Below are 25,196 nucleotides of genomic sequence, written 5' to 3'. Positions count from 1 at the left end.
GTTTGGAAATATTTTCTCTAAATGGCAATTATATTTATTTTACGACACTAAATTATCCCTTTTTGAGGAAAATATCTTGAAAAAGGCACAAAATCTGAGATTTTGTATCTTTTCAACAAAATTTCCTTGAAAAGGGATAATTTTATACACATATTATTAAATTCCACGATAAACAGCACAAAGACTTTTATCCGCCATCGTGCCATAAGAAATAATTCCTACACGAATCCTTACATAAGCTCTTTCTTCACATTGAAGATAGTTCCAACGACCTTCGGGCCCGCATTTGATGCAACTGCTGCCCCGATCTGGAAGTAATCTGAAGGGCCATAGCCAACCTTCTCCGTCATACGGGCTGTCAGCTCGTCTCTTACGGTCTCATCGTTTCCATATACTATCTGGTACTCTGAACCCGGCTCCATCTCTTCCACTGTGACATCCACCATCTTTGCCATGAGCTTCTTCTCGCCGCGGCACTTGATAGCTGTCACGATCTCATTTGCCCAGATCTTCATGATAGGCTTCACGCCGAGTGCGTCACCAACCAGAGCTGCCGCACTTGGGATTCTTCCTGACTTGGCTGCATACTTGAGGCCATATATTCCGAAGTATATCCTTCTCTTTGGAAGCTCTTCCTTCAGATACCACACTATATCCCTGGCATCCCTGCCCTCCTGAACCATTCTAGCTGCCACAACCACCGGATAGCCATACTGTCCACTGTAGCCTATTCCGTCAAATACATATATATTGCACTTTCCGGCGCACTCAGGATATTCCTCCTCGAACTGATCTGCGGCCATCTGCGCATTTGCATATGAGGCAGAACCATCCTTGTTGATGCTTACATATATAATATCCGTGTAACCCTGCTCCACCAGCTCCTTATACACCTCGCCGAACTGGTACGCTGTGATCTGTGATGTCTTTGGAAGATCATCATTCTCTGCCATGAGCTTGTAGAAGCCCTCATTGTCAAAATCGACTCTGCTCAGATAAGACTTGCCCCCTATTACAACCGGGAAAGGAAGGATCTTGATGCCGAGCTCCTTCTCCTCATTCTCTGAAATGTCACTGGCAGAATCTGTCATTATAATAATTTTTCCCATAATTCACAAAACTCCATTTTTTGCTAATGAGCAGACGCATGAAAATGCGCTGCGCGCGGCGTCTGCGTGCTTCATAAGGAATCCTCCCACTTACGTGGGTCCCTCCTTATGAAAATTTACTTATCATTCTCCATACGCCACTTGATACATCTGTTGAGATAATGAACATAATCAGGGTTCTTGCACATACCCTTGCCCTTATCATCAGATATCTTGGCAACATCCATGCCGTTACATGCTGTAGTCTTCATAACTATGTTGAGCGGTTCATCGCACGTATCGTTGGATATATATGTTCCTATTCCAAATGCAACCTTGATCTTGTCCTTGAAATAGCTGTTGAGTTTGTCCGCTTTCTCGAAATCAAGGCTGTCGCTGAACAGAAGTGTCTTGGTCTTTGGATCAAGTCCAAGCTTCTCATAATGATGAACCATCTTGTCGCCCCACTCATAAGGATCGCCACTGTCGTGTCTCACCCCACTGAAAAGTGTCGCATATGTGAGCTGGAAATCCTTCAGGAAGCAATCTGTTGTGATGGCATCAGTGAGAGCTGTTCCGTTCAGCACTCCATACTCCTTAACCCATGCATCCAATGCATACCAGTTGGAATATGCAGGATTGTGCTTATGATTACCCTGTCCAACACACATGATCCACTCATGCGCCATAGTTCCAACCGGAACCAGATTATACTTCCTTGCCAGATATACATTACTTGTTCCGACAAATGTTGAACCCGGATACTTGCGCTTGCTGAGTTCCTTGACTGCAAGCTCCTGAGCTTCAGCCGAAAGTCTTCTTCTGAGTCCAAACTCACTGAAAGCTCCAAGGTTATACTCTCCGGTCTCGACTTTTCGGACCTTCTCATCAAGCTTCTCCATGAATGATGCAAGCAGCTTATCATAGTCATCGTTCATTCTGAAGTAGACCTCATTCACTATAGCCAGAGTAGGTATCTCATACATGGAAGTATTGAGCCAAGTACCTCTCGCCTCTATCTTCAGTCCACATTCAGCGTCATCTGATATCTCAAAGTCCTCATATCTTGCCTTCCAGAGTCTCAGAAAATCAACATAAGAACCCTTTATCCACTTGATATTGTGCAGATACTCAAGCTCCTCCTCTGTAAATCTCAGATCACAGTAGAGCTGTATCTGTCTTTTGATTTCATCAACCATCTCCTTTGTGAAGAACACGTCAGTATTCCTGCACTTGAATGACCATGTTGTCTTATAGTCACTGAACTGATGGTAAATCGCCTGTCCCATACTAAACTTGTACATATCCGTTTCAAGCAGGCTTGTGATTATTCTTTCCATTTTTATACTCTTCTTTCTCTTTTTATCCGCTCCACACATACGGCTTAACCGCCATATATCACGGAAATACGGAAGTATACGCAAGTTAAAATACTTCCACTTATAATAAGTTAGCACACAGCCCGCTGTCAAGCACTATTACCTTGCAACTATCACACATAGTATTGTATAATGTTACCGTTCAGAGCCATGCAGCACAATATAAGAAGTGGCTTGTCATGCTTGCATGAACAAGGCATTTCTTATATTGTGCTATACGGCGGATACGCCGCACCGAACAGGCTCGTAAGAGACTGTGAGGTGGCATGGCTCTGAATGCCGCAGGGCACACCAGCCGAACAGGCTCGTAAGAGACTGTGAGGTGGCATGGCTCTGAATGCCGCAGGGCACACCAGCCGAACAGGCTCGTAAGAGACTGTGAGGTGGCATGGCTCTGAATGCCGCAGGGCACACCAGCCGAACAGGCTCGTAAGAGACTGTGAGGTGGCATGGCTCTGAATGCCGCAGGGCACACCAGCCGAACAGGCTCGTAAGAGACTGTGAGGTGGCATGGCTCTGTGGTTTTACATATTATGAAAAGAGGATAGATTATGTTAGAGCAGAACAACGAAAAAAAGCCTAAGAAGTACGCCGGCATTCTGGCTCACCCGACATCATTCCCAAGTCCTTATGGAATCGGAGATCTGGGTCCGGGCGCTTATCAGTTTATCGACTTTCTTGCAGCTTCAGGATTAAATCTGTGGCAGGTGCTTCCACTCGGTCACACAGGCTTTGGTGATTCACCTTATCAGCCATTTTCAGCATTTGCAGGACAACCACTTATCATCGATATCGACTACCTCAGAAAGAAGAAGTTACTTCTGGACGAGGACTTCTCAGCTATGCCTGACTGGGATCCTGAGAAGATCGACTATGGAACACTTATAGAATTCAAGACTGGCCTTCTGAAGAAAGCGTACGAGAGATTTATCGACACTGACTATGCAGATGATATGTCAGGAGACGAGGATCTCATGGCAAAGTTCGATGCATTTGTCAAGAATACATCATGGCTTGCTGACTACTCTCTGTTCATGGCAGGCAAGGATGCGCACGAGGGAATGCCTTGGTACATGTGGGATGATTCACTGAAGAAGCCGACCGCAAGGCAGAAGACCACATGGAAGAAGAAGCTTGCAGACGGCATCGGCTACTACAACTTCCTCCAGTTCCTTTTTACAGAGCAGTGGCAGGCCCTCAAGACATATGCAAATGATTTCGGAATCAGTATAGTAGGTGACACACCTATATTCCTCGCATGGGACAGCGCAGACGTATGGTCCAATCAGGAACTGTTCCTGCTGGATTCAAAGGGATACCCTATCGAGGTTGCAGGTGTACCACCAGATTACTTCTCAGCTACCGGCCAGCTCTGGGGCAACCCTCTGTACAACTGGAAAAAGCATACCGAGACAGGCTATGCATGGTGGATAGAGAGAATCAAATATCAGCTCACAGTAACAGATTTCCTCAGGATAGATCACTTCAGAGGATTTGACCGTTACTGGGCAGTGCCTTACGGTGAGGAGACCGCCATCAACGGCGAGTGGAAGCCAGCTCCAGGGCTGAACTTCTTCACACAGCTCGAAGCTAATCTCGGCTACCATCTTCCTATCATCGCCGAGGATCTCGGCGAGATAGATGATTCAGTCATAGAACTCAGAGACAAATTCGGACTTCCTGGAATGAAGATCCTTCAGTTTGCATTTGAAAATCCAAACGAGAACGACTTCCTTCCACATAACTATACACCTAATTGTGTATGCTATACAGGAACACACGACAACGACACCACCCTTGGATGGTATACGCAGGCTTATGAGGCTTCAAAGGATAAGCTCAGAAGATACTACAGCACTGATGCAAGTGATATCTGCTGGGTTATGATAAGAGCATGCTTCTCTTCTGTTGCCAACATGGCCATCGTTCCTATGCAGGACGTGCTAAAGCTCGACTCATGGGCACGTATGAACACGCCAGGCGTTGGAGAGGGCAACTGGGCATGGAGATTCAAAGCCTCAGACCTGAGCAAGCAGTTGTCAGACAGGCTTCTTGAGACATCAAAGCTCTATGGAAGATATACTCCAATACCGGAGAAGAAGGATTCTGAGGAGAAGTAATCATACGATGAGTCAAATCAATGCTGGAACATTTAAAATAGCATAAGGAGAATTATAATATTGAGAACAATATTTGCATATTTATTTGCCTTTCTGGGCATCATCCTGTGTACTCCGTATCACCTATATCTGTACCTTCTGGCTAAGAAGGATCAGGAAAAGGCGTACCGCCATGCCCAGAAGCTGGTCAAAGGCTTCTTTGGAATAGTCATGTTCATATGCGGTGCTAGGTGCACTGTCATAGGTCTGGAACGGGTACCGAAGGATCAGCCTATTCTGTTTGTCGGCAACCACAGAAGCTTCTTTGATATACTGTGCTGTCACAACGCACTGGACAGACCTCTGGGATTTATGTCCAAGGACGGAATCCTGAAGGTTCCTATCCTTCCATGGTATATGAAGGACATAGGATGTACATTCCTTGACAGATCCGACCTGAAGAAGGGACTGGAGACTATCATGCAGTCGGCTGATATCGTAAAATCCGGACATTCCATGATGGTATTTCCTGAAGGACACAGAAATGACGGCGAAGAACTTCTTCCTTTCAAGGACGGAGCATACAAGATCGCACAGAAGGCCGGATGTCCTATCGTACCTGTATCCATATGCGGAACAGACAATATCATGGAGGCCAACAAGCACAACTTTATCAGAAGTCACAAGGTGGTCATCGAATTTCTTGACCCTATCGACATAAATGGCTTGAAGCCAAAGGAGCGCAAGGAGGTTCTTGAAACCATTCCGGCACTCATTCAGGAAGCAAGGGTTAAGAATCTTCCCCTTGCAACAAAAAAGTGATCAGACTATAATAATCTGATCACGGCAAGACAAAACACCAATAACTAAATATAATCAGGAGGAACTAAACATGGCATGGTGGGTATGGTTGATAATAGTTGCAGTTATACTTATCGGAGGTCTTATTGCATTATACATAGTGGGCAATAAGCTTCAGAAAAAGCAGTCTGCACAGAAGGAAATGATGAAGGAACAGGCACAGCCTGTGACGATGCTTGTCATCGACAAGAAGATGCTCCCTATGAAGGATGCCGGATTGCCTAAGATGGTAATGGAACAGACACCAAAGCGTTACCAGAAGGCCAAGATGCCTATAGTAAAGGCCAAGATCGGACCTCAGATCATGAATCTTATCTGTGATGACGGTATATATGATCAGATGCCTGTCCGCGGAGAGGTAAAGGCTATGGTCAGCGGTATCTATATCATGAGCGTCAAGAATGTTCGTGGTAAGATCGAGGAGAAGAAGGGCAAGAAGACCTTTGGTGAGAAGCTTCGTGCAAAGCAGAGAAAGTATCAGGATATGTACGACAAGGATGTAGCCGAGTCAAAGCTCAGCAAGGAGCAGAAGGCCGCAGCCAAGGCTAAGGCCAAGGAGGAAAAAGAGAGAGCTAAAAAGATCCAGAAGATGTAACAGCTTGAAAGGAGGTTCCCATTATGAAGAAATGTCATATTAACCTCCGCGAACTTGGAATAGCTTTACTCGCACCGATATGCATAACTTTTGTCCAGGGGCTTATTCCATCATCTCTGGTATCATGTGTTATAATAATTATTTTCTGCGGATATATACATCATGTATATCCTTGGGTATTCACCACAGGAGATAACCGTAACAATAAAAACAGAACAGGAACGAGATCACTCTCATTCCTGTTCTGTTTTTGTGTTTTTATACTTATTGTCATAACAGGCCTCAGCCTGCAGTTCTTTTCGACCGGAATACTGAACGCCATTGAACTCCATCGTCCAGAGCTTCTCGGCAGTTACAGAGACATGGTTCGTTCATCATTCTCTCTAAACAATGGTATCTTCAGAGTTACAACAGTCATGCTGCTTGCACCGGTCTGTGAGGAGCTTGTGTTCAGAGGAATCTCTCTGAGTTCTTCCAGACGTGCATTTACATGCAGACATTCAGATGCCATCGCCATCCTGCTATCAACGCTGCTGTTCGCCCTTTATCACGGCAATTTAGTCCAGTTCTGCTACGCCCTTCCCATGGGAATCCTTCTCGCGCTGCTCGCCACATGGACGTCTTCCCTGCTGCCATCGATCCTTCTTCACATAACGATCAACGTATCTTCTTATTTCACCGGGATGCTGCCATTTGCACTGTCACATACAGGCTGTATACTTGCAACTGGTATCTCGTCAGCCGCAGGCTTCATCGCCCTATATCTGCTGCTGCGCCGAAGTGGCAAATCACACAAAGTATCTTGACATGTGATACACATACACTTTCTCATCGGGATCCTCTTCGTATCCTGACAGCTTGATGATATTCTTCAGCACAAAATACCTGCTGTCCCTCATGACTCTCTGATATTCAAATGTCGGGTAGTACAGCATCAGATATATATTTCTCGGTGTCCTGCGCACGGAATCTATTATATTGTCTATGACCTTCTTGAACACCTCCGGGGAAAACGGATTGAAGAAATAGAAATAATTATCTTCATCTGCGACCTCATACTCCTGCGCCGGAATGTTATAGAAGTTCATCCTGTCTTCCTGATCATAAAATCTGCTCTGATAACCCGCGGCATTTTCCAGAAGCTTCTCGTATATGTCAGCATCCGCCTCTATACCCGTGGCGCGGCAGTAATGTCTTGAGTTGCCATAGAACAACACACGCCCCAGTCCGCAGCCAAAGTCAACAAGTGTATCCTCCGGCTCCATGGACACGGCATTGAACAGGGTCACAAGATCCCTGTAGTAAGTCGCCTGATATATATTATTCTCCTCTGTGGGCTGCTCCGCACCTATACACAGCGTCGTATCTATAGACAGAAAATCATCAAACGCCTTCTCGTCATCCATATATCTATCCTCACTCCACGGTTATCCTAAGTACATTAAACGATACACATTCATTGCCATAATCCATCACATACACCACGACCAGACCAAGCCCCTTTTCCGTCTCCACGAGCTGATAGCCTTCAGTGAGTATGCTTATATTCATCATACCAACCGGAGTGGAATAAAATGCCTCTCTGGTCTCTCCCGGTCTGAATGACATGGCAGCACTGACTTCGCCCTTCTTTGTCAGGTCAAGTCCTAATTTGTCAAACTTCAGCAGATTTCTCGCCGGTTTCTCAAGATCCTCATAATACTCATCGTATTTCAGGTAAAATACCCCGTCCTTCTCATGAAGGCTTCCCCTGGTAACAAGCTCTATGGGTTCAGCGTTGTTCTCTTCCCTGCTCGTCCTCTGCTCTCCAACTACTGTCACAGTAACATTCTTTACCATATAAACTTCCAATCTATGTAATTTTATAAATTTATCTCTCTTTTGCCATCTCAATAAGCGTTGTGACGAGAGTCTTTATATCGTATCCCTGAGCATTCCACAGCATTGGATACATGCTTATTCCTGTAAATCCAGGAAGTGTGTTGATCTCATTGAATACAACTCTGTTTGTTCCATTCTCAAGGAAGAAATCCACTCTGGAGAGTCCGAAGCCGTCAAGTGCTTTGAATATCTTCACAGCGTCTTCCCTTATCTCATTCTCTGCTTCCTTAGGGATATCGGCGCCGATAACCGTTCTCGACTCAGCATTGTTGTACTTTGCATCGAAATCGTAGAACTCAGCAGCGGCAAGTATCTCGCCAACTCCCGAAGCCTTGGTATTGTCCTTGTAACCGAGGACTCCGCACTCAAGCTCACGTCCAACTATCGTCTCCTCAACGAGGATCTTGTTGTCGTGCTTTACGGCCTCATTCAGCGCATACAGAAGGCTTGCTCTGTCAGTCGCCTTATTTACACCCTTTGATGATCCGGCCTTTGACGGCTTTACAAATACAGGGTAATCAAGCTCAGCCTCAACTCTGTCCATAGCACTGTCTATGTCGCTGAAATCCTCTGCAAGCACAGGTACAAATCTCGCCTGTGAAACACCGATGTGATCAACGATTATCTTCGTATAGAATTTATCCATGGATGCTGCCGATGCCAGAACGCCACATCCAACATATGGAATATCTGCCATCTCGAACAATCCCTGTATAGTTCCATCCTCGCCATACATACCGTGAAGTACAGGGAATATGACGTCCACCTTCTGGCGCTCCACACCTGCATCGGAGAAAACTATAAGCTCTCTTCTGGTGTCCGGTGAGATCACTGCTGTGACCTTGCTGTCATACCAGCTTCCATCCGCTATACTCTCTATATTATCTGCCTTTAACCATCTTCCATCCTTGGTAATGCCAACCAATGTCATATTATACTTTTCAAGATCAACCCCCTTGGCAACTGTCTGTACCGATATACATGAAACCTCATGCTCTGATGATCTTCCTCCAAATATTACAACCAAATTTTCCTTAGCCATGACATGTGCTCCTTATACTTTAATCCGCGGTGCACCCGGGGCACACCACAGGTCAAAGTATAACACCTGGGAATCAACTTTTCAACGTCACTTATCCCCCAGATCTATACATAATGTCTCATACATTCCGGGCGGACAGTCCTCCCCGGAATCGCCAAAATACTCATAAGAAAATCCGGAGTTTGCATCGGCATCCACGCCCCACGCATTTGCCGCGCTCTGGGCAATGTCATTTATATCCTCCATCGCCATGACAAGATTGTGGCGCATCTGTATATAACTCAGATTCTCATTGTAGTCGTCCCCAAGCCACATGCCGATCTGCTTCATGACTGTGTTGCCCACATAGCTCTCAAGCTCATCTCTCTCATCCTCAGACTTCATATCGCCATCATAATCGACCTTAAGCCTTATGACCCTTCCACTGTCATCCAGTGAATTGTTGTACATGACCGCATCCGCCATTATCTCCCTCGACACCTTATCCTTATATTTCTTCACATAAGAAACCTGTCCAAATATCACACCGCCGACAATTCCTATGAGGACACCCAGTATGGCCGCCCTGAACATTCTCCACATAAACAATACCTCCTGATCATCTAAGTCTCTATTCACCTATCCCATCTCTCGCGTATGTCGCCAGACACTGGCCTTCATAGTGTGTCTTAAGATATTCATTTGTATTGTTATCCCCGGATTTCTCCAGTATATTCTGTTCTATCACCACAGTCACATAGCTTGTAGCAAATTCCTTCTCAAGTTCGGCTGCAGCCTCGTTCATTACCTGGGTATTCTCCGCTACTATATACTCCACATGACTCGTATCGAGGGACTTCGCATGACTCTCATTATAACTTCTGCAAGCGTCGGCAAATGAGCCGGCGTCCACCTGGTACACCCCCTCCTCGGTCAGGGAATCCTCATCGTCGTCCAGTCCTGTTATGACCAGACTGTATCTCAGCCCGCCGCCGGCAGGCTCCTCCGTGCTGCGCTCTATGATGACCGCATTCACATAGTCCACATCCTCCACCGGCTTGTATTCACACCCACTCAATATACACGCCGGCAATAACACCGCCGCCAGTCCGGCAGATTTTTTTACAGGCCATTTCCCGGCAAGTGATGCCGCCGGCAATATTATCGACAGGGGTACATCCACCAGAATAAGATATCCGGAGATGATCTTTATACGGTCCTGCTGTCCGGGCAGCATCCCGGCCCACAGGCATACGGCAAATGCAAGGACTGCCCACAATGTCTTCCACGGCCATCTGTGCCGAACACCCAGTCTGTCCACAGCGCCCCATCCACCTATGACGTTTGGAACCAGTGCCATCACACCGAACACGATGACAAGGTAACACACCAGCATGAGCGGCCTGAGCTTCACTCCGCCAGGCAGTTCCATGGCTCCAACTATATATAGTATATTTTTCTCCTTAGTCATGAGCGCACCCGTGCCCAGTGTACATATCACAATTATCGAACAGATAATGCCTATTATGGTACTTGTGCCTACGGCTGCACACAACATTCCTCTTCGCCTCCGAATGACGTGTATATACACCAGCACCACCGTCTCCATAGCCGAGAATCCAAGAAAAAGCAGTCCTCCCCTAGCCATGACACGGCTTATGGTGAGATTCGCCCCGCCCTCGTCTCCTATCTCAGTCACAGTCTTAAGCACTGACAGATCAAGGTTACTCACAGAAGACAGAATGACCACAGCCCCCGCCGCGACAGCGAACCAGAACACGGACTCCGCAAACCTGACCATCCCCCTTGTGCCACGGCTACCCATATACAGACATGCAAGCAACAAGGGGATTGAGATAGCAATTACCGTGTATCTTTTCAACATCAACTGCCTGGAACACTCGGCAAGGACAAACAGCAGCAAGCCCATCCTAACGGCAGTTCTTGCCCCATAAATCAATGCAATAGTCCTATTTTTGACTTTACCGCTTTCGCTGTTCCCTCTCTCATCAATCTTCATGTATACAATATATAGTGCTATCACGTAAGCAAAAGCCATGCATAGCATCAAAAAAAGTGACAAAATCAGGCAATTTCTTCCAAAATATGAGGGTATTAATGTAGCCACAAAAGTTATCATCCCCGGCAAAACGAGCAAAGCCATCTTAAAAAAGGCAGAAAACGTCACATTATATTTATCATTCATATCTATTTTCTCTTTCTGACCAACCTGCGCCGCTCGTCAGGATTGCTCCATTTAGGTCTGTTGATCATTTTCTTTATAGGCGCGCGGACAACAAAGTCCTTATATCCCTCGCCAGTGTATCCACAGGTCACGACAGGGGACATATACGGCACGCCAAAGCTGTCCATGGATGCAAGATGAAACACGAGAACCAGCATCGCAAGGATAAATCCAAGTATTCCATAAAGTGCGCTGGTGATTATAATTACGAACTTAAGCAATCTGAAAACAGACGCAAACGCCTCATTCGGAATGGCAAATGAAGCTATAGCCGTGAGTGCCACAACTATCACAACCATGGTGCTGACTATCCCCGCCTCCACGGCTGACTGACCAACTATCAGACCGCCAACCACTCCTATCGTATTTCCAAGCTGGCTCGGCAGTCGTATCCCGGCCTCCCGGAGCAATTCAAACAAAAGCTCCATTATCAGCACTTCAACTACAACGGGGAACGATAGCTGGCTTCTCGCATCGGCTATCGCATACAGAAGCTTGTCGGGTATCAGCTCCCTGTGATAACAGGTGATCGCAATATAAAGTCCCGGTAGTCCCACCGCAATGAACGCTGCCACATACCTTATCATTCTGGCAAATGTCGCCACCGGCCATCTGTTATAATAATCGTCCGCCGTCTGAAACAGAGTGTTGATGGTGGCTGGAGCAATTATGACCTCAGGGGAATTGTCAAACACAACGACAACCCTGCCCTCCACCAGAGCCGCGGCCGCCTTGTCAGGTCTTGTGGTCGCCTGGTATATCGGAAATATCTCCTGCCATTTCTTCTCCATCAGATGTTCAGCCATACCGCTGTCAAACACCGCATCTATCTCATACTTATCGATGGTGTCCCTTATCTGCTGTACCAGCTCAGGCTCCGCTATATCTTCCATATAGAATATCCCGTACTCTGTTCTGGATCTGACGCCCATTGTCCCCTGTTCCAGCTTCAGATGTACGTCCTTGATCCTTCTCCTTATCAGAGCTGTGGATGTCCTAAAGTTCTCATTGAAGCTGTCCCTCGGCCCTCTCATTCCTCCCTCGGTGGAGCTTTCCTCTATACCTCTCACAGGGAAATGTTTCGATGACACTACTATTGCCTGATCGCTCCCGGATACAAATATGGCCGTATCCCCCCTGAGAACCGCCCTGACAACGTTGTCCATGTCACTTTCCTGGGTATAATCCGCCGTCTGACCCTCGCAGGAGATTATATGCTCCCACAGATCTGCCGTGTCTTTATTCCGCCATTCCCAGGTTATTGGTTTTATTAATGTGTTCTCAATCAACTCATGATCGCACAGTCCATCTATATACACCACGTATATTGCCGGATCATCTCCCCAGGCACAGCGGTCCAGATCAAACCTTCGCTCCACGATATCGCTCCAGTTACCGAACATTGTCTCAATTTGCGTGATGTTTTCGTCTATTTTTTTACTGATTGAAGCCATCGTCCGCCGTAAACACCTCCAACATACCGTTTATCTCCTGTAATCTATCTTGTCCAACGGATGTGTTTTTATTCAGACATACACATAAAAAGGCGGAACACGTTTTCACGCATTCCGCCTCTTATACAGGTATTTATTATTATGCATATTGTTATTTCTGTGCTATGACAACATTTGCGATCACGATCTGTTCCTGATCGTATATATGTATACGGGTTATCTCCTTGGCTTTCTCTTCATCCCTGGCTATTATCGCATTCATGAGAGCCTCATGCTCCGCTATAAGCTTGTCGTGATAGCTGAAATCCTTTACATACTCCACGCGGTATCTGTACACCTGCTCACGAAGACTCTGGGACATGCTGATCAGTCTCGGATTGTTCGTCATGTCCATTATAGTATTGTGAAATGCAACATCCGCATCTACTATCTCCGGGATTATCTTGGAGCTTACCGCTTTCTTGAAGTCGGCATAGGACTGCTTCAACCGCTCTTTTCCCTCGTCGTCTATCCTCTTGCAGGCAAGCCCTGCCGCAAGATCCTCAAGCGCCATCCTGATCTCAAGCGCATCGCTCAGATCCTTTGCCGTTATCCTGGCAACCTCTGCTCCCCTTCTCGGGATCATGACCACAAGCCCTTCAAGCTCAAGCATTCTCATGGCCTCCCTGACAGGGGTACGGCTTACGCCAAGCCTCTTCGCAAGAGTGACCTCCATAAGTCTCTCCCCCGGCTCAAACTCACCGTGAACTATAGCATTCCTCAAAGTCTTAAACACTACCTCTCGAAGAGGCAGGTACTCATCCATATTCAATCTAAGATCCATCACATACCTCTTCTTATGTTATACGGGCTGACGGCATACGCAGCCTGTATCTCGTCCTTTTCACGCAGCATATCTACTACCCTTTGTGCCAGTTCTTTATCCCTGTTGTCATATATTCCGAACACTGTCGGCCCACTGCCACTCATGAGCACTCCCATGGAATCGTTCTCCGCTATGAGCTTCTTGACTGAATCTATCACAGGATTTGCAGGTATCGTAACCGTCTCGAGCACATTTGCCATTCTGTCTGTTATTCCCTTCAGATCTCCGGTCTTGAGTGCATCCGCCATGCCATCGATATCTGGATGCTCCTCCAGCAGATCCACCTTCAGGTTCTGGTATACCCATTTTGTGGACACTCCGATCGCCGGCTTCGCTATGACGATCAGGCAGTCCGGCATAGGTGGAAGTGGTGTAAGGATCTCTCCTATTCCCTCCGAGAGTGCCGTACCCTGCATGATACAGTAAGGCACATCTGCGCCGAGCTTCACTCCATGTTCCATGAGCTGTTCATCGGAAAGGTTCAGTCCAAACAGCATATTCATCGCCTTGAGGGCTGCCGCTGCATCAGCGCTTCCCCCTGCCATTCCGGCTGCAACCGGTATGTGCTTATCCACAGCCACATGAACGCCTTTGTCTATTCCATATATATCCTTCATCATCCGGCACGCCTTGTATATGATGTTATCCTTCACATCCGGCAGCTCCGACGAATCCGATGTTATAACGATCTCGTCTGTGGTGACATCGCAAAATGTCAGTTCATCCCACAGATCGACCGTCTGCATGATCATTTTCACCTCATGATATCCATCCTCGCGTCTCCTGACCACGTCGAGACCGAGGTTTATCTTTCCATATGCCTTTAATGATATTTCCATTTTCTCTCCTGTCCGTGACATTTCCCCTGCAGCTTTTCAGCCTGCAATCACTTTTTTCTAACAGAATATCCAAATTTGCCGAGTTTGTCGCCAAGTGCAAAATACTCTCCATGTGAATATGCGACAAGTCCCGTGCTGTTGAGGTTGAATTTGCCGGTCTTATCCATGTATTCATCACTTATCTGGACTCCGACCACCTCAGCGATAAACATGTGGTGGGATCCAAGCTCAACTACCTGCTTTACCTTGCACTCTATGTTCACCGGACTCTCCTCTATAGCCGGGCATGACACATTCACGCCGTCACATGCATGGAGGTTCATCTCCTTGAATTTATCCACGTCTCTTCCTGACTTCACACCACAATAATCAGTTGCAAATGCCAGTTTCTCAGTGACGAGATTTATGGTAAACTCTCCTGTCTCCTTGATTATGTCGTAGGAATATCTCTCCGGACGCACCGATATGGACACCATTGCAGGATCGCTGCATATGGTACCGGCCCACGCTATCGTCACTATGTTTGGCTTCTCTCCCGGTCTCTGGCAGCTCACCATAACTGCCGGAACCGGATACAACATATTTCCTGGTTTCCAATTCTGTTTTGCCATGTCTATACCTCTTTCTCTATTGACCTTCAACTCATTTTCAGCCACTTTCAGTCACTGTGGCGCAACGCACCACAGTGCTGATATCTCAAGCTGTCAATTGTTCGTATTTTGTATATTGTATACATTATACATAATAATACATGCCAGTGCATAAAATTACAACCGCATACAGCGCTCTTTATTTATCTTATTTTATTGACAGCGGATTTATTACTATAATATGAATGATCTGTCCCGGTGTTACACAAGGAAATGCAGACAAAAAAAATGATCACCCGGAAGATCATTCCAGATAATCACTTATTATTCCCTGTGCCGTTTCGCTGTCATCGGACACCATGTATACCACAAATGTATCATGCACATACAGAACCGCATCATCAAGTCTGGCGGTCTCCGACGATTTGTAATCAAGGTACATCTGCAACTGTGAGTCGCGTCTTTTCTTCATGTCCGCCAGTATGCCCTGGGCATCGACCGTTGACGACGCCTGAAATACTGCGAGCTCCTCGGCGGTGGCTCCCGTTGACATGTACACTGCACTGTCCTGCACCTGAGCGCTGTCTATACCATAATATCTGAGCGCCGTCTCAGAGGAGACCTCCTCCACGGAATCCTCAAACTTCACGTTCTGCATGAGCATATCAGCCAGAGAGTGCACATCCGGCGTATCTGCCTCGTCGTCTCCATTTCCTGCGCATCCCGCAAGCGAACAGATCATCAGACAGCATGCAAACAAATATATTATTTTTTTTATCATATGCCTCCGTCTCCACTATCTTCTGACATACACGTTCTTTCTGATGTAGTCCATCATCTTGAGACAATATTTCTTATTACAATGTTTTCCATCTATTCCCGCATCCTCCGGCAGAACACCATCCACAGACACGCTGTGAGCCACATCGAGATAGATCACCTGATCGTAGCTGCCACACATCTCCTGCATGAGAGAATTGAGCTTGTCCACACCCGGGTTGTTATACACCTGGTCTTTTGATGAAAGCTCCGCCGATACAGGAAGTACTGACATCACATATACATTTGCCGCAGGCTGTAACTGGGAGATCTGATCCAGTAAAGTCTTGTAGGCCGACATGTACCGCTTGTTATACCACGAAAGCTCCTCAAGCCCAAATGAAATGTATATATTCTCATAGCTCTTCATGCCAAGCATCTCGACAACCGTACACTGTTCTCCTGAATCGCAGGTGAACATCTTGGTATTAGCGACCTTCTCTATGTCCAGATTCTTCGCCACACACATATCCCAGTTATCTACACCGCTGTACAGTCCCAGCGCCTCGGCTCTGGAATCACCTATGAGCAGAGATGTCGAGAAATACTGGTCATCCGTAGCATTCGCCGGCATGTATATATTGCTGTCATATTTGTCCGCTCCCTTGCCGCTCACATCAGGGTTGGTGTAATTGACAAATTGTACATACTGACCATTTCTCTGATCCGGAATGGCCGCATCCTCCGCAGTTGCCAGATACTGCTGTGCAGCCTCCTCCGTGTCACTGTATGACATATCCTGACTGCTGCTCTCACTTATATCTGCCGATGTTCCGCTCTCAGGCTGGAACTCCTCCTGACCGTTCACATTCTTTTTCAGGTTGCCCTGTCCAAGCGCAAATATCATTATGACTGCGACGATCACTCCTATTCCGCTCTCGACGAGTTTCATTCTGCGGTGATGCCGCTGTCTGTATATCTTTTTTCTATAATCAGTGTTATTATTCTTAGTCACCTTCGACCTCCGAATTAACTAACTTTCATGTCTTTCGCAAAATATCCTATGATAGTATAGCAATTAATGATAAAATAATCAAGAACGCCGCGTTTTGTGAACCTCATTGTTGCCATACAATTTTTTCCGTGTTACTATTTTACATAGGAAAGTTCACTGTTTTTGTGGATTTCAGCATACAACTTAAACACAACATATTTATAGAAGAGGAGAACACGATGAACACTACAGCACGTACAATAGACTACAAGGGCGAGACTTGTATTGAACTTATATCAGGCGATTACCGTGCACTGATCGCACCATTTAACGGAAGCAACATTATGAAGATGGAGAACACCGCTCTGGATATTGATATATTCAGGAACGATCCTTCCTTGACTCCTGCACAGCTCAAAGCAGCAGCAGAGATCTACGGAATGCCTACCCTGTATCTCCCTAACAGACTGTCACACGGCAACTTAAGAACCTCCGATGCCATGTATCATTTCCCATGCAATGATCCTCTCGGCAACCATCTCCACGGTTTCCTTCATCTCAGAAACCACAGCATAGAGAGCGTGTCAGTGGATGGAGACAAGGCCATCGGCAAGACTTCATATGTATATGATGAGAAGGATGAGTTTTTCGCTACATACCCTGTGAGCTTCAGAGCAGACTTCACATTCACTCTTGCTCCGGACGGTATGCACTACGAGTTCACACTCACCAACCTCTCCGACAAGCAGATGCCATACGGCGTATGTAACCACGTTGCATTCAAGGGGCCTTTCACAAGCACAGGAAAGGGCGAGGATGTACGTCTCTGTGTACCTGTTGGAGACAAATGGGAGCTTGATGAGCACGCTATCCCTACAGAGAAGAACCTTCCTATAACAGATTACGATCTCCAGTACAAGAACGGAACCATGGTACCTGTTCTGAAGGACATCGACAACGATCTCTACACAGCGGAGATGAACGAGCTAGACGGCAAGCCTTTCTACGGAGTATACGCAACTGATGTTGCCACAGGCAAGAAGGTCTGCTATGAGGTTGACGACACAATGAAGTTCTGGATCATGTGGAACGATCACGGCGACAAGGGTTACTTCTGTCCTGAGCCAATGAGCTGGAATATTGACGCTCCAAATCTCTCAGGAGCACCGGAGATCACAGGCTACACAGAGCTTGCTCCAGGCGAGTCCAAGACAGTAAAAGAAAGAATATTCACAATGGCATAAAACATGACATTTTCTATGGAACGGTCTCCCGTCGGAGGCCGTTCTTTCATATTATTAATTTTTCCCCTGTCTCGTTGTTTTTCTCCCCCCGGTATAATAAAATTATTATAATACCATATGCAAGGAGGGATTCTATGAAAAAGATACTTAGATTTTTACTAGTTTTCGCGGCAATGTTCTGTATGACATGCTTCACAGCATTTGCAGAAGATACCGACGATCCAGACACATACTATCTGGAGTTTGATGCAGCAGGAGGACAGTTATCGGGGGAGACTTCCACTGTGATAAGCAGCCCATCAGCAGAATTTACGACTGTTGACCTGTCAAAGTACAAGCCGGAGAAAGACGGCTTTACATTCACAGGATGGTACAACGACAAGACAAAGGTCACCAGCATTGACACATCATACTTCCAGTCTACAAACCGTATAAAGCTGACAGCGATGTACACCAAGGACAGCTTCTCCGGTTCAGGGCTCACCTTCACACTGAATGCAAATGGAGGCAAGCTCGGAGATGCGGACAGCGGAACATATGACTTTGATGTAGCAGGATCAGGATATGGCGTGGCACTGAACGACTACCCACCGACCCGTGAGGGCTATGAGTTCAAGGGCTGGAACACGAAGTCCGACGGATCAGGCAAGACCGTGAACATCATATACACCTCTTCCTTTGAGAAGGCGGCAGATAACGGATATGAGTATTCCGATACTGATGACTCATCGGCTAAAAGAAACCTGGTATTTTATGCGATGTGGAAATCAGACTCTGCTCCTACAGGCACCATCAGCATGGGCGATAAGAGCTGGAACGGTCTCCAAGATGTATCATCATTTGAGCAGTATTACAACAAGGCCCAGAAGGTTACCATCACCTGTGACAACAACTCCGACCCTTCCATCACAGTCGGCTACCTGATAAGCGACTCAGCTCTGTCATCGGACGATCTGGGTGCAGCAACATTTACCGAGTATAAGAAATCATTTTCCATAAAGGACGAGGGCAAATATGTTGTATACGCAAAGCTTTCATCAGAGGACGGCAAAACAACATACTTATCCACAGATGGTTTCATCATCGACACACACGCGCCAAAGGTCACAGGAATCGCCGACGGAGAGACTTACTGCCTGTCAGCCGTGATGACCGTGAAGGAATCCCATCTGGCAAAGGTCACAGTGAACGGCGAGGAGAAACCCCTTGACGACGATCACTCACTTGCTCTGGAAGCCACAGATGGTGAGCAGACCATCATCGTATCCGACAAGGCGGGAAATGAAACCAAATTGACTGTAACAGTAAACAAGAAACACACCGCAGAAACCGACGACGGTGACTGCACGACACCTCAGAAATGCCGCTACTGCGGTGAGATCGTCGTGGAGGGCAAGAGCAGCCACGACCTCGGCAACTGGACAAGTGATGGCAACGGCAAAACCCACTCCCGCAAGTGCAAGAACAAGGGCTGTGGATATAAGGTCATCCAGGACTGCTCCGGTGGAACCGCAACCTGCCAGAAGAAGGCAGTGTGCTCTGTGTGCGGCAAGAGCTACGGCAAACTCAGCACAACGAACCACACAGACCTTAAGAAAACTGATTATGTAGCAGCAACCACCTCCAGCAAGGGCAATATAGAATACTGGTATTGCTCAGCCTGCAAGAAATATTTCAGCAACAAGGGCTGTACAAAGGAGATAAGCAAGGCTGACACAGTCATCGACAAGGCAGCACCCGAGATCATCGGCGGCAAGGGAAGCAAATGGAGCAAGGCCAGCAAGAACACTATCAAGTTCAGATCGAACGCTGAGTACGCTGACTTTGTCTGTGTCCTCATAGATGACAAGGAACTTGACCCTTCATATTACAACAAGAAAGAGGGAAGCATCATAATCGAGCTCAAGACGAGCTATCTTGAATCCCTCTCGGTCGGAAGCCACACCATAACCATCAGATCCAAGACCGGAGATGCTGTGACAACATTTACAGTGTCCAAGAAGAAGACTTCCACAACCACACAGACAACTACCAGAGCCACAACCGAGGCGACAACGGCAAGTACGACCGAGGTCACCACAGAGTATAGAAATACATTTACCCCTGTGACGACCGAGGCGACCACAACTGAGATATCCACGATAGAGCGTACCACAACCGAGACGACCACTGAGGTCACAACAGAAAAGAGCACACTCACCGTGGGCAGCTACTCCTCCACTGATAAGAGTAAGAGTAAGGTACATAACCTTCAGCTCATAATCCTTATAACAGTGCTTGCGACCATTCTAATCTCGTTTGTGATAATCATAATTTCAGGTATGAAGAAGAAATAATACCGAAAAGTTCAATAAGGCAGCACGTCAGAATAGTCAGCGGCATAGACTGAAGGTAGGTAACAGCATGAACATAAGAAACGACCGTGGCATCCATAAAAGACATCGCCCAGAGCGTCGGACCCATTCTTTACAGAACTGCTGCATGTCATAGAGAGTGAGATCCACAAGAACGGATGCATCCTGTCCAAGGTATGGTATCGGTCCATCTTCTCCGACGACAGGAGATGCAGGTATGAGAACGTGGATTCTGTAATCCGCATGATGTGCGAGGAAGCCCAGTACACAACTCCGATGCTGACCACCGTGGAGATATCCAAGACGGACATGGGGCATTTCGCCCTGCAGCTTCTAATGGACAGCCTCAAGGGCGGTCACAAGGGAGTCGCAAGAATTGAGTTCCAGTGCAAGCTCATCAAGAGAGATAGCTGCACACTGGCAGAAGACAGCAAATGGTGCGAATATTACATTTAATATCCGCACCATTTGTCGTCTGTTCATGTATCCATGTCCATATATTCAGTTTCTGTATTCAATATCTGTATCCAGCAGTTGTCCTTCTCGTGACTACTCTGTCGTATCATCTGTAGTCGTATCTCCCGTAGTCATAACTGTTCCGCCGAGATACCACTCTCCATCCTTCTCATAACAAATGATATCCATGTCCAGATCATACGGTGAAGTCTGACCCTGGAATGTCATCATTATCGTTCCGGTAACCGAAATGACATAACCCTTTGATATACCTGCTTCCTTCTGGGTCTTTCCATATACAGTGCTGCTGACTGCCGCCAGATCGCCGGACTCTGCCACATGCCCATCACCCATGGTATAGCTGACTGTATATTCTATATTATTTTCCTTATAAGTCTGGAACACAGTGACCAGATCCTTTGACGAATCGCTGTCTATGGTATCAGGATCCATAACACTCTCCACCTTGTCAAGATCCGCCTCCTCAAGACCCTCCATGTAGGTCTTTATCAGTTCCTCGCTCTCTGATTTTCCGGTCATATTTTTTTTGACAACTATGTATATCACCACTACTATCACTGCTAACACGATCGCACCAAGCGCTATAAACAGCTTCTTTTTGCCTTCTTTTCTGCTCTCCTCCATAAGCTGTATATCACGCTCGTCCAGCTCCATATCATCCATTCCGCTTCCGCCTACATAATTCTTAGTTTCATTTTTTCCCATAGCAAATAACTCCTATACTGTTTTGATATTACACAGTATAACACAGCATAAGCATCAATTAATTACTCAAATACAGGAATTAATACATTTAGTAATTGTGCAATTTTCACTATAACTTTGTTGTGTTTTAAAGTCTTTTATTATATAATCAGAGTGTATGGCTGACTTTAAGGGAGAATTTAGCACAAGTCGATACAAAAGCGGCTTCAGGGGGGCTGGCATAGCCATCTGGAAGCCTTCACAAAACATTGGAAGGAAGGTATATGCTACATGAAATTTGGTTATTTTGATGATGCCAACAAGGAGTATGTCATCACATCTCCTAGAACTCCTTATCCTTGGATCAACTACCTTGGAACACAAGATTTCTTTTCACTGATCTCCAACACTGCAGGAGGTTACAGCTTCTACAAGGATGCTCGTCTTCGTAGAATCACAAGATATCGTTATAACAACGTGCCTATAGATATGGGCGGACGTTATTTCTATATCAACGACAATGGTACAATATGGAATCCGGGATGGTCACCGGTAAAGACAGAGCTTGACGAGTATCAGTGCCGTCATGGTATGGGATATACAATCATCACAGGTAAGAAGAATGACCTTAAGGCTGAGGTTACTTTCTTTGTTCCTCAGAACTACGCTGGAGAGGTTCAGCAGGTCGTTCTTACAAATGAAGGCTCAGAGGAGAAGACATTCTCATTCTTCTCATTTGAGGAGTGGTGTCTCTGGGATGCACAGGATGACTGCACCAACTTCCAGAGAAACTTCAGTACAGGTCGTGTAGAGGTTGTCGGATCAACTATCTACCACAAGACAGAGTACAGAGACAGACGTGACCACTTCGCATTCTACACAGTAAATGACGAGATCGATGGTTACGATACAGACAGAGATTCATTCATCGGACTGTACAACGGCTTCCACAACCCACAGGCTGTTGAGGCTGGCAAGTCAAATGATTCATTTGCTGATGGATGGTCGCCTATCGCTTCACACTACAAGAAGATCACTCTTGCTCCAGGCGAGACAAAGACTCTTGTATTTATACTTGGATATGTTGAGATGCCTGTTGACCAGAAGTTCGAGGCAGACGGCAAGACTATCAATAAGGTAAAGGCTCTCGAGATGATCGAGAAGTACAACACTCCTGAGAAGGTTGCTGCAGGTCTTGAGGAGCTCAAGGAGCACTGGAACAGACTGTTGAGCATTCTCAACGTTAACACACCTGATGACAAGGTTAACCGTATGGTCAACATCTGGAATCAGTATCAGTGTATGGTTACATTCAACCTTTCACGTTCAGCTTCATACTTCGAGTCAGGTATCGGCCGTGGTATGGGATTCCGTGATTCCAACCAGGATGTGCTTGGATTCGTTCATCAGATCCCTGATCGTGCAAGAGAGAGAATCATCGATATAGCTTCAACACAGTTCCCAGACGGTGGATGCTACCATCAGTACCAGCCACTTACCAAGAAGGGTAACGCAGATATCGGTGGAGACTTCTCAGATGATCCATTATGGCTGATCCTTTCAGTTTCAGCTTATATCAAGGAAACTGGTGACTGGGGCATCCTTGACGAGATGGTTCCATATGACAACGATATGTCAATTGCAAAACCTATGCTTGACCACCTCAAGGTTTCATTCTACAAGATCGTAAACAACCTTGGACCACACGGACTTCCACTTGCAATGAGAGCTGACTGGAACGATTGTATCAACCTTTCATGCTTCTCAGATACACCAGGTGAGAGCTTCCAGACATACACCAACCCTAAGTTCGCTGCTGAGGGTGGATACTCAAAGGTTGCTGAGTCAGTTATGGTTGCTACACTCTTCACATATGCAGGTCCTAACTACGTTGCTATCCTTAAGCACCTTGGAATGGACGCTGAGGCTGATGCTGCTCAGGCTGAGATCGACAAGATGAAGGCCAACATCATGGAGTCAGCATGGGACGGCGACTGGTTCCTCAGAGCTTACGATGCAAACGGTGAGAAGATGGGATCCAAGGAGTGCGAGGAAGGTCAGATCTTCATCGAGCCACAGGGATTCGCTATCATGTCAGACATCGGTAAGGATCAGGGCTGCGACAAGAAGACTCTTGCTGCAATCGATGAGAGACTTAATACACAGCACGGACTTGTACTCAACAACCCAGCATTTACAAAGTATTACATCCAGTATGGTGAGATTTCTACATACCCAGGTGGATACAAGGAGAATGCCGGAATCTTCACACATAACAATGCATGGATCATCTGTGCTGCTGCTTACGCAGGTGCCGGTGATCAGGCATTTAAGTACTACTCAGAGATAGCTCCAGCTTTCACTGAGGAGACATCAGATATACACAAGACTGAGCCATATGTATACGGCCAGATGATCGGTGGTAAGGATGCCGGATCTGATATTGGCAAGCCGGGCAACCACTTCGGTCAGGGTAAGAACTCATGGCTGACTGGTACTGCTGCTTGGAACATGGTAGCTATATCACAGTACATCCTTGGTATCTCAGCAGACTTCGATGGTCTGAAGATCGATCCATCAATTCCTGCTGCATGGGATGGAATGACAGCTACACGTCAGTTCCGTGGTGCTACATACGACATCAAGGTTTCTAACCCAGATCACATCAACAAGGGCGTTAAGAGCGTACTCGTTGATGGCAACGCTATCGAGAGCAACGTTATCCCAGCATTTGGCGATGGCAAGACTCACTCAGTAGAGGTTGTAATGGGCTAATATAGACCGTGGATTATAAAGCACATTTAAGAAAATATACGTAAGTATATAGTGCAAAAGCCCCACAATATCTATTTTAGATATTGTGGGGCTCTTTTGTTTATATGGCCTATCTTCTTCATCCCGCCACGGGATTATTGCAAAACGCTATGTTATCATCACAAAAGATACAACTTAGCAACCTGTCCAACCCTCCCTCTACTGTATAAGCAGCATTGGATCCACAGGATTGCCGTCCTTCTCGACTGCAAAATAGAGATTGCTTCCTTCCTCGCTGTAGAATCTGCTTGGCTCGCCAACGGTTCCCACTACCTGGCCGGCGTCCAGATGCTCGCCAAGTGCAACCTTCACATCCTGAAGCTGTCCAAGTGTCACGGTGTAGCCGTCTCCAAGCTCAAGCTTGACGTAATTGCCCAGCTCTGGGTTGCTTGAGACCTCCGCTACCTTGCTCTCATATACAGCCTTGACCTCATCGCCCGTCTGCGCCTCAATTACCATTGCAGGGCTGCACTTGTATTCCTTGAGTGTCTCAAAATACACTGTCATATCCATGCTGTAAGGAATTATCACATTGCCATTTATAGGCCATGATATGCTATCCTTTGGATCGTAATGCAGGCTGTCATTTGAAACTCCTGAAGCTCCAGTCTCAGCACTCTCACTCTCCGCTGTGGATGCAGCGGAATTCTCTATGGTATTATCCGTCTCAATATCTTTCTGCTCTGATGTACCTTCATCCGACACTCCGCTGTTCTTATCATTTTTCTTATCGTTCAAAGCTTCCTTCGCATCGGCTTCCGTCGTACTGTCATTCGGCGTATTCTGTCCTATTGTTATGGTCTTCTCCTTTGAATTGGTCTGTGCGTTATAAAGTCCGAGCACTGTCACAAGCACTGCCATGCCTGTGATGAGCGAGATATAAAATATATTCTTCTTTATGCCGCCCAAAAATTTCTTCATATTCATCACCTCATCTGTATCATGTCCACTTA

Annotated in this window: 23 protein-coding genes; 8 read left to right on the top strand and 15 right to left on the bottom strand. The window is 46.4% G+C overall.

Annotated elements, in window-relative coordinates:
- Window positions 1-230 precede the first annotated feature (230 nt).
- On the bottom strand, window positions 231-1,109 hold the full coding sequence (locus DW025_RS08055; RefSeq protein WP_119999514.1) for a DegV family protein: 879 nt from the start codon (window positions 1,107-1,109) through the stop codon (window positions 231-233).
- Window positions 1,110-1,225: 116 nt separating this feature from the next.
- Window positions 1,226-2,467 (bottom strand): nicotinate phosphoribosyltransferase, encoded by a 1,242-nt coding sequence (pncB, locus tag DW025_RS08050; protein WP_118757878.1) that lies wholly within the window; start codon window positions 2,465-2,467, stop codon window positions 1,226-1,228.
- Between the two features lie 551 nt (window positions 2,468-3,018).
- On the opposite strand from pncB, the gene malQ reads away from it, so the two are divergent.
- From malQ to DW025_RS08030, 4 genes are all read left to right on the top strand, one after another.
- Window positions 3,019-4,587, top strand: coding sequence for a 4-alpha-glucanotransferase (gene malQ / locus DW025_RS08045; protein WP_119999512.1), 1,569 nt, complete (start codon window positions 3,019-3,021; stop codon window positions 4,585-4,587).
- A 60-nt stretch (window positions 4,588-4,647) separates the two neighbouring features.
- Window positions 4,648-5,388, top strand: a complete 741-nt coding sequence (locus tag DW025_RS08040) for a lysophospholipid acyltransferase family protein (RefSeq protein ID WP_118017010.1) — start codon at window positions 4,648-4,650, stop codon at window positions 5,386-5,388.
- Window positions 5,389-5,458: 70 nt separating this feature from the next.
- The gene (locus DW025_RS08035; protein WP_015534491.1) at window positions 5,459-6,022 is read left to right on the top strand and encodes a hypothetical protein; all 564 of its coding nucleotides are present in this window, start codon (window positions 5,459-5,461) and stop codon (window positions 6,020-6,022) included.
- A gap of 23 nt (window positions 6,023-6,045) precedes the next feature.
- Window positions 6,046-6,828 (top strand): CPBP family intramembrane glutamic endopeptidase, encoded by a 783-nt coding sequence (locus DW025_RS08030; protein ID WP_119999510.1) that lies wholly within the window; start codon window positions 6,046-6,048, stop codon window positions 6,826-6,828.
- Here DW025_RS08030 and DW025_RS08025 read toward each other — a convergent pair.
- The 11 genes from DW025_RS08025 to DW025_RS07975 form a co-directional block, all read right to left on the bottom strand.
- Window positions 6,811-7,428: an SAM-dependent methyltransferase gene (locus DW025_RS08025; protein WP_119999508.1), complete on the bottom strand. Its 618-nt coding sequence runs from the start codon at window positions 7,426-7,428 to the stop codon at window positions 6,811-6,813. The two genes, DW025_RS08030 and DW025_RS08025, sit on opposite strands and share 18 nt — an antisense overlap.
- Window positions 7,429-7,438: 10 nt before the next feature.
- On the bottom strand, window positions 7,439-7,861 hold the full coding sequence (locus tag DW025_RS08020; RefSeq protein WP_119999506.1) for a DUF1934 domain-containing protein: 423 nt from the start codon (window positions 7,859-7,861) through the stop codon (window positions 7,439-7,441).
- Window positions 7,862-7,892: 31 nt separating this feature from the next.
- Complete coding sequence (locus DW025_RS08015; protein WP_022217335.1) at window positions 7,893-8,945, bottom strand: D-alanine--D-alanine ligase family protein; 1,053 nt, start codon at window positions 8,943-8,945, stop codon at window positions 7,893-7,895.
- A gap of 87 nt (window positions 8,946-9,032) precedes the next feature.
- Window positions 9,033-9,563 carry a hypothetical protein gene (locus DW025_RS08010; protein WP_238051636.1) on the bottom strand — a complete coding sequence of 177 codons (531 nt, stop codon included), beginning with the start codon at window positions 9,561-9,563 and terminating at the stop codon, window positions 9,033-9,035.
- Window positions 9,556-10,749 (bottom strand): hypothetical protein, encoded by a 1,194-nt coding sequence (locus DW025_RS08005; RefSeq protein ID WP_133302882.1) that lies wholly within the window; start codon window positions 10,747-10,749, stop codon window positions 9,556-9,558. The genes DW025_RS08010 and DW025_RS08005 overlap by 8 nt, the downstream gene beginning before the upstream one ends.
- Before the next feature lie 383 nt (window positions 10,750-11,132).
- Window positions 11,133-12,623, bottom strand: a complete 1,491-nt coding sequence (locus tag DW025_RS08000) for a spore germination protein (RefSeq protein ID WP_117549998.1) — start codon at window positions 12,621-12,623, stop codon at window positions 11,133-11,135.
- Window positions 12,624-12,774: 151 nt separating this feature from the next.
- Window positions 12,775-13,446 (bottom strand): GntR family transcriptional regulator, encoded by a 672-nt coding sequence (locus DW025_RS07995; RefSeq protein ID WP_015534484.1) that lies wholly within the window; start codon window positions 13,444-13,446, stop codon window positions 12,775-12,777.
- Entirely contained in the window at window positions 13,446-14,327 is an 882-nt protein-coding gene (gene ispE / locus DW025_RS07990) for a 4-(cytidine 5'-diphospho)-2-C-methyl-D-erythritol kinase (RefSeq protein WP_119999502.1), read from the bottom strand. Before ispE ends, DW025_RS07995 begins: the two co-directional genes overlap by 1 nt.
- A gap of 47 nt (window positions 14,328-14,374) precedes the next feature.
- A complete protein-coding gene (locus DW025_RS07985; protein ID WP_119999500.1) occupies window positions 14,375-14,938 on the bottom strand; it encodes a flavin reductase family protein in 564 nt (187 codons plus the stop codon).
- Between the two features lie 283 nt (window positions 14,939-15,221).
- Window positions 15,222-15,698, bottom strand: coding sequence for a DUF4358 domain-containing protein (locus tag DW025_RS07980; RefSeq protein ID WP_119999499.1), 477 nt, complete (start codon window positions 15,696-15,698; stop codon window positions 15,222-15,224).
- A gap of 15 nt (window positions 15,699-15,713) precedes the next feature.
- Window positions 15,714-16,691 (bottom strand): hypothetical protein, encoded by a 978-nt coding sequence (locus DW025_RS07975; protein ID WP_119999497.1) that lies wholly within the window; start codon window positions 16,689-16,691, stop codon window positions 15,714-15,716.
- Window positions 16,692-16,909: 218 nt separating this feature from the next.
- Between DW025_RS07975 and DW025_RS07970 the strand changes: the two genes are divergently transcribed.
- The 3 genes from DW025_RS07970 (at window position 16,910) to DW025_RS07960 (ending at window position 20,724) form a co-directional block, all read left to right on the top strand.
- Window positions 16,910-17,914, top strand: coding sequence for an aldose 1-epimerase (locus DW025_RS07970; RefSeq protein WP_015534480.1), 1,005 nt, complete (start codon window positions 16,910-16,912; stop codon window positions 17,912-17,914).
- Between the two features lie 134 nt (window positions 17,915-18,048).
- Complete coding sequence (locus DW025_RS07965; RefSeq protein WP_119999495.1) at window positions 18,049-20,250, top strand: InlB B-repeat-containing protein; 2,202 nt, start codon at window positions 18,049-18,051, stop codon at window positions 20,248-20,250.
- A 243-nt stretch (window positions 20,251-20,493) separates the two neighbouring features.
- Entirely contained in the window at window positions 20,494-20,724 is a 231-nt protein-coding gene (locus DW025_RS07960) for a substrate-binding domain-containing protein (RefSeq protein ID WP_243104939.1), read from the top strand.
- A 93-nt stretch (window positions 20,725-20,817) separates the two neighbouring features.
- Here the strand turns inward: DW025_RS07960 and DW025_RS07955 are convergent, their stop codons facing one another.
- Entirely contained in the window at window positions 20,818-21,450 is a 633-nt protein-coding gene (locus DW025_RS07955) for a nuclear transport factor 2 family protein (protein ID WP_119999491.1), read from the bottom strand.
- A 270-nt stretch (window positions 21,451-21,720) separates the two neighbouring features.
- Here DW025_RS07955 and DW025_RS07950 point away from each other — a divergent pair, with 270 nt between their 5' ends.
- Window positions 21,721-24,204, top strand: a complete 2,484-nt coding sequence (locus tag DW025_RS07950; RefSeq protein ID WP_119999489.1) for a GH36-type glycosyl hydrolase domain-containing protein — start codon at window positions 21,721-21,723, stop codon at window positions 24,202-24,204.
- A 198-nt stretch (window positions 24,205-24,402) separates the two neighbouring features.
- Here the strand turns inward: DW025_RS07950 and DW025_RS07945 are convergent, their stop codons facing one another.
- Entirely contained in the window at window positions 24,403-25,164 is a 762-nt protein-coding gene (locus DW025_RS07945; protein WP_119999487.1) for a M23 family metallopeptidase, read from the bottom strand.
- Window positions 25,165-25,196 lie beyond the last annotated feature (32 nt).

This window comes from Coprococcus sp. AF38-1, assembly GCF_003603945.1.
Taxonomy (GTDB): domain Bacteria; phylum Bacillota; class Clostridia; order Lachnospirales; family Lachnospiraceae; genus Coprococcus; species Coprococcus aceti.
This window is presented reverse-complemented; position numbering and strand designations above follow the sequence as displayed.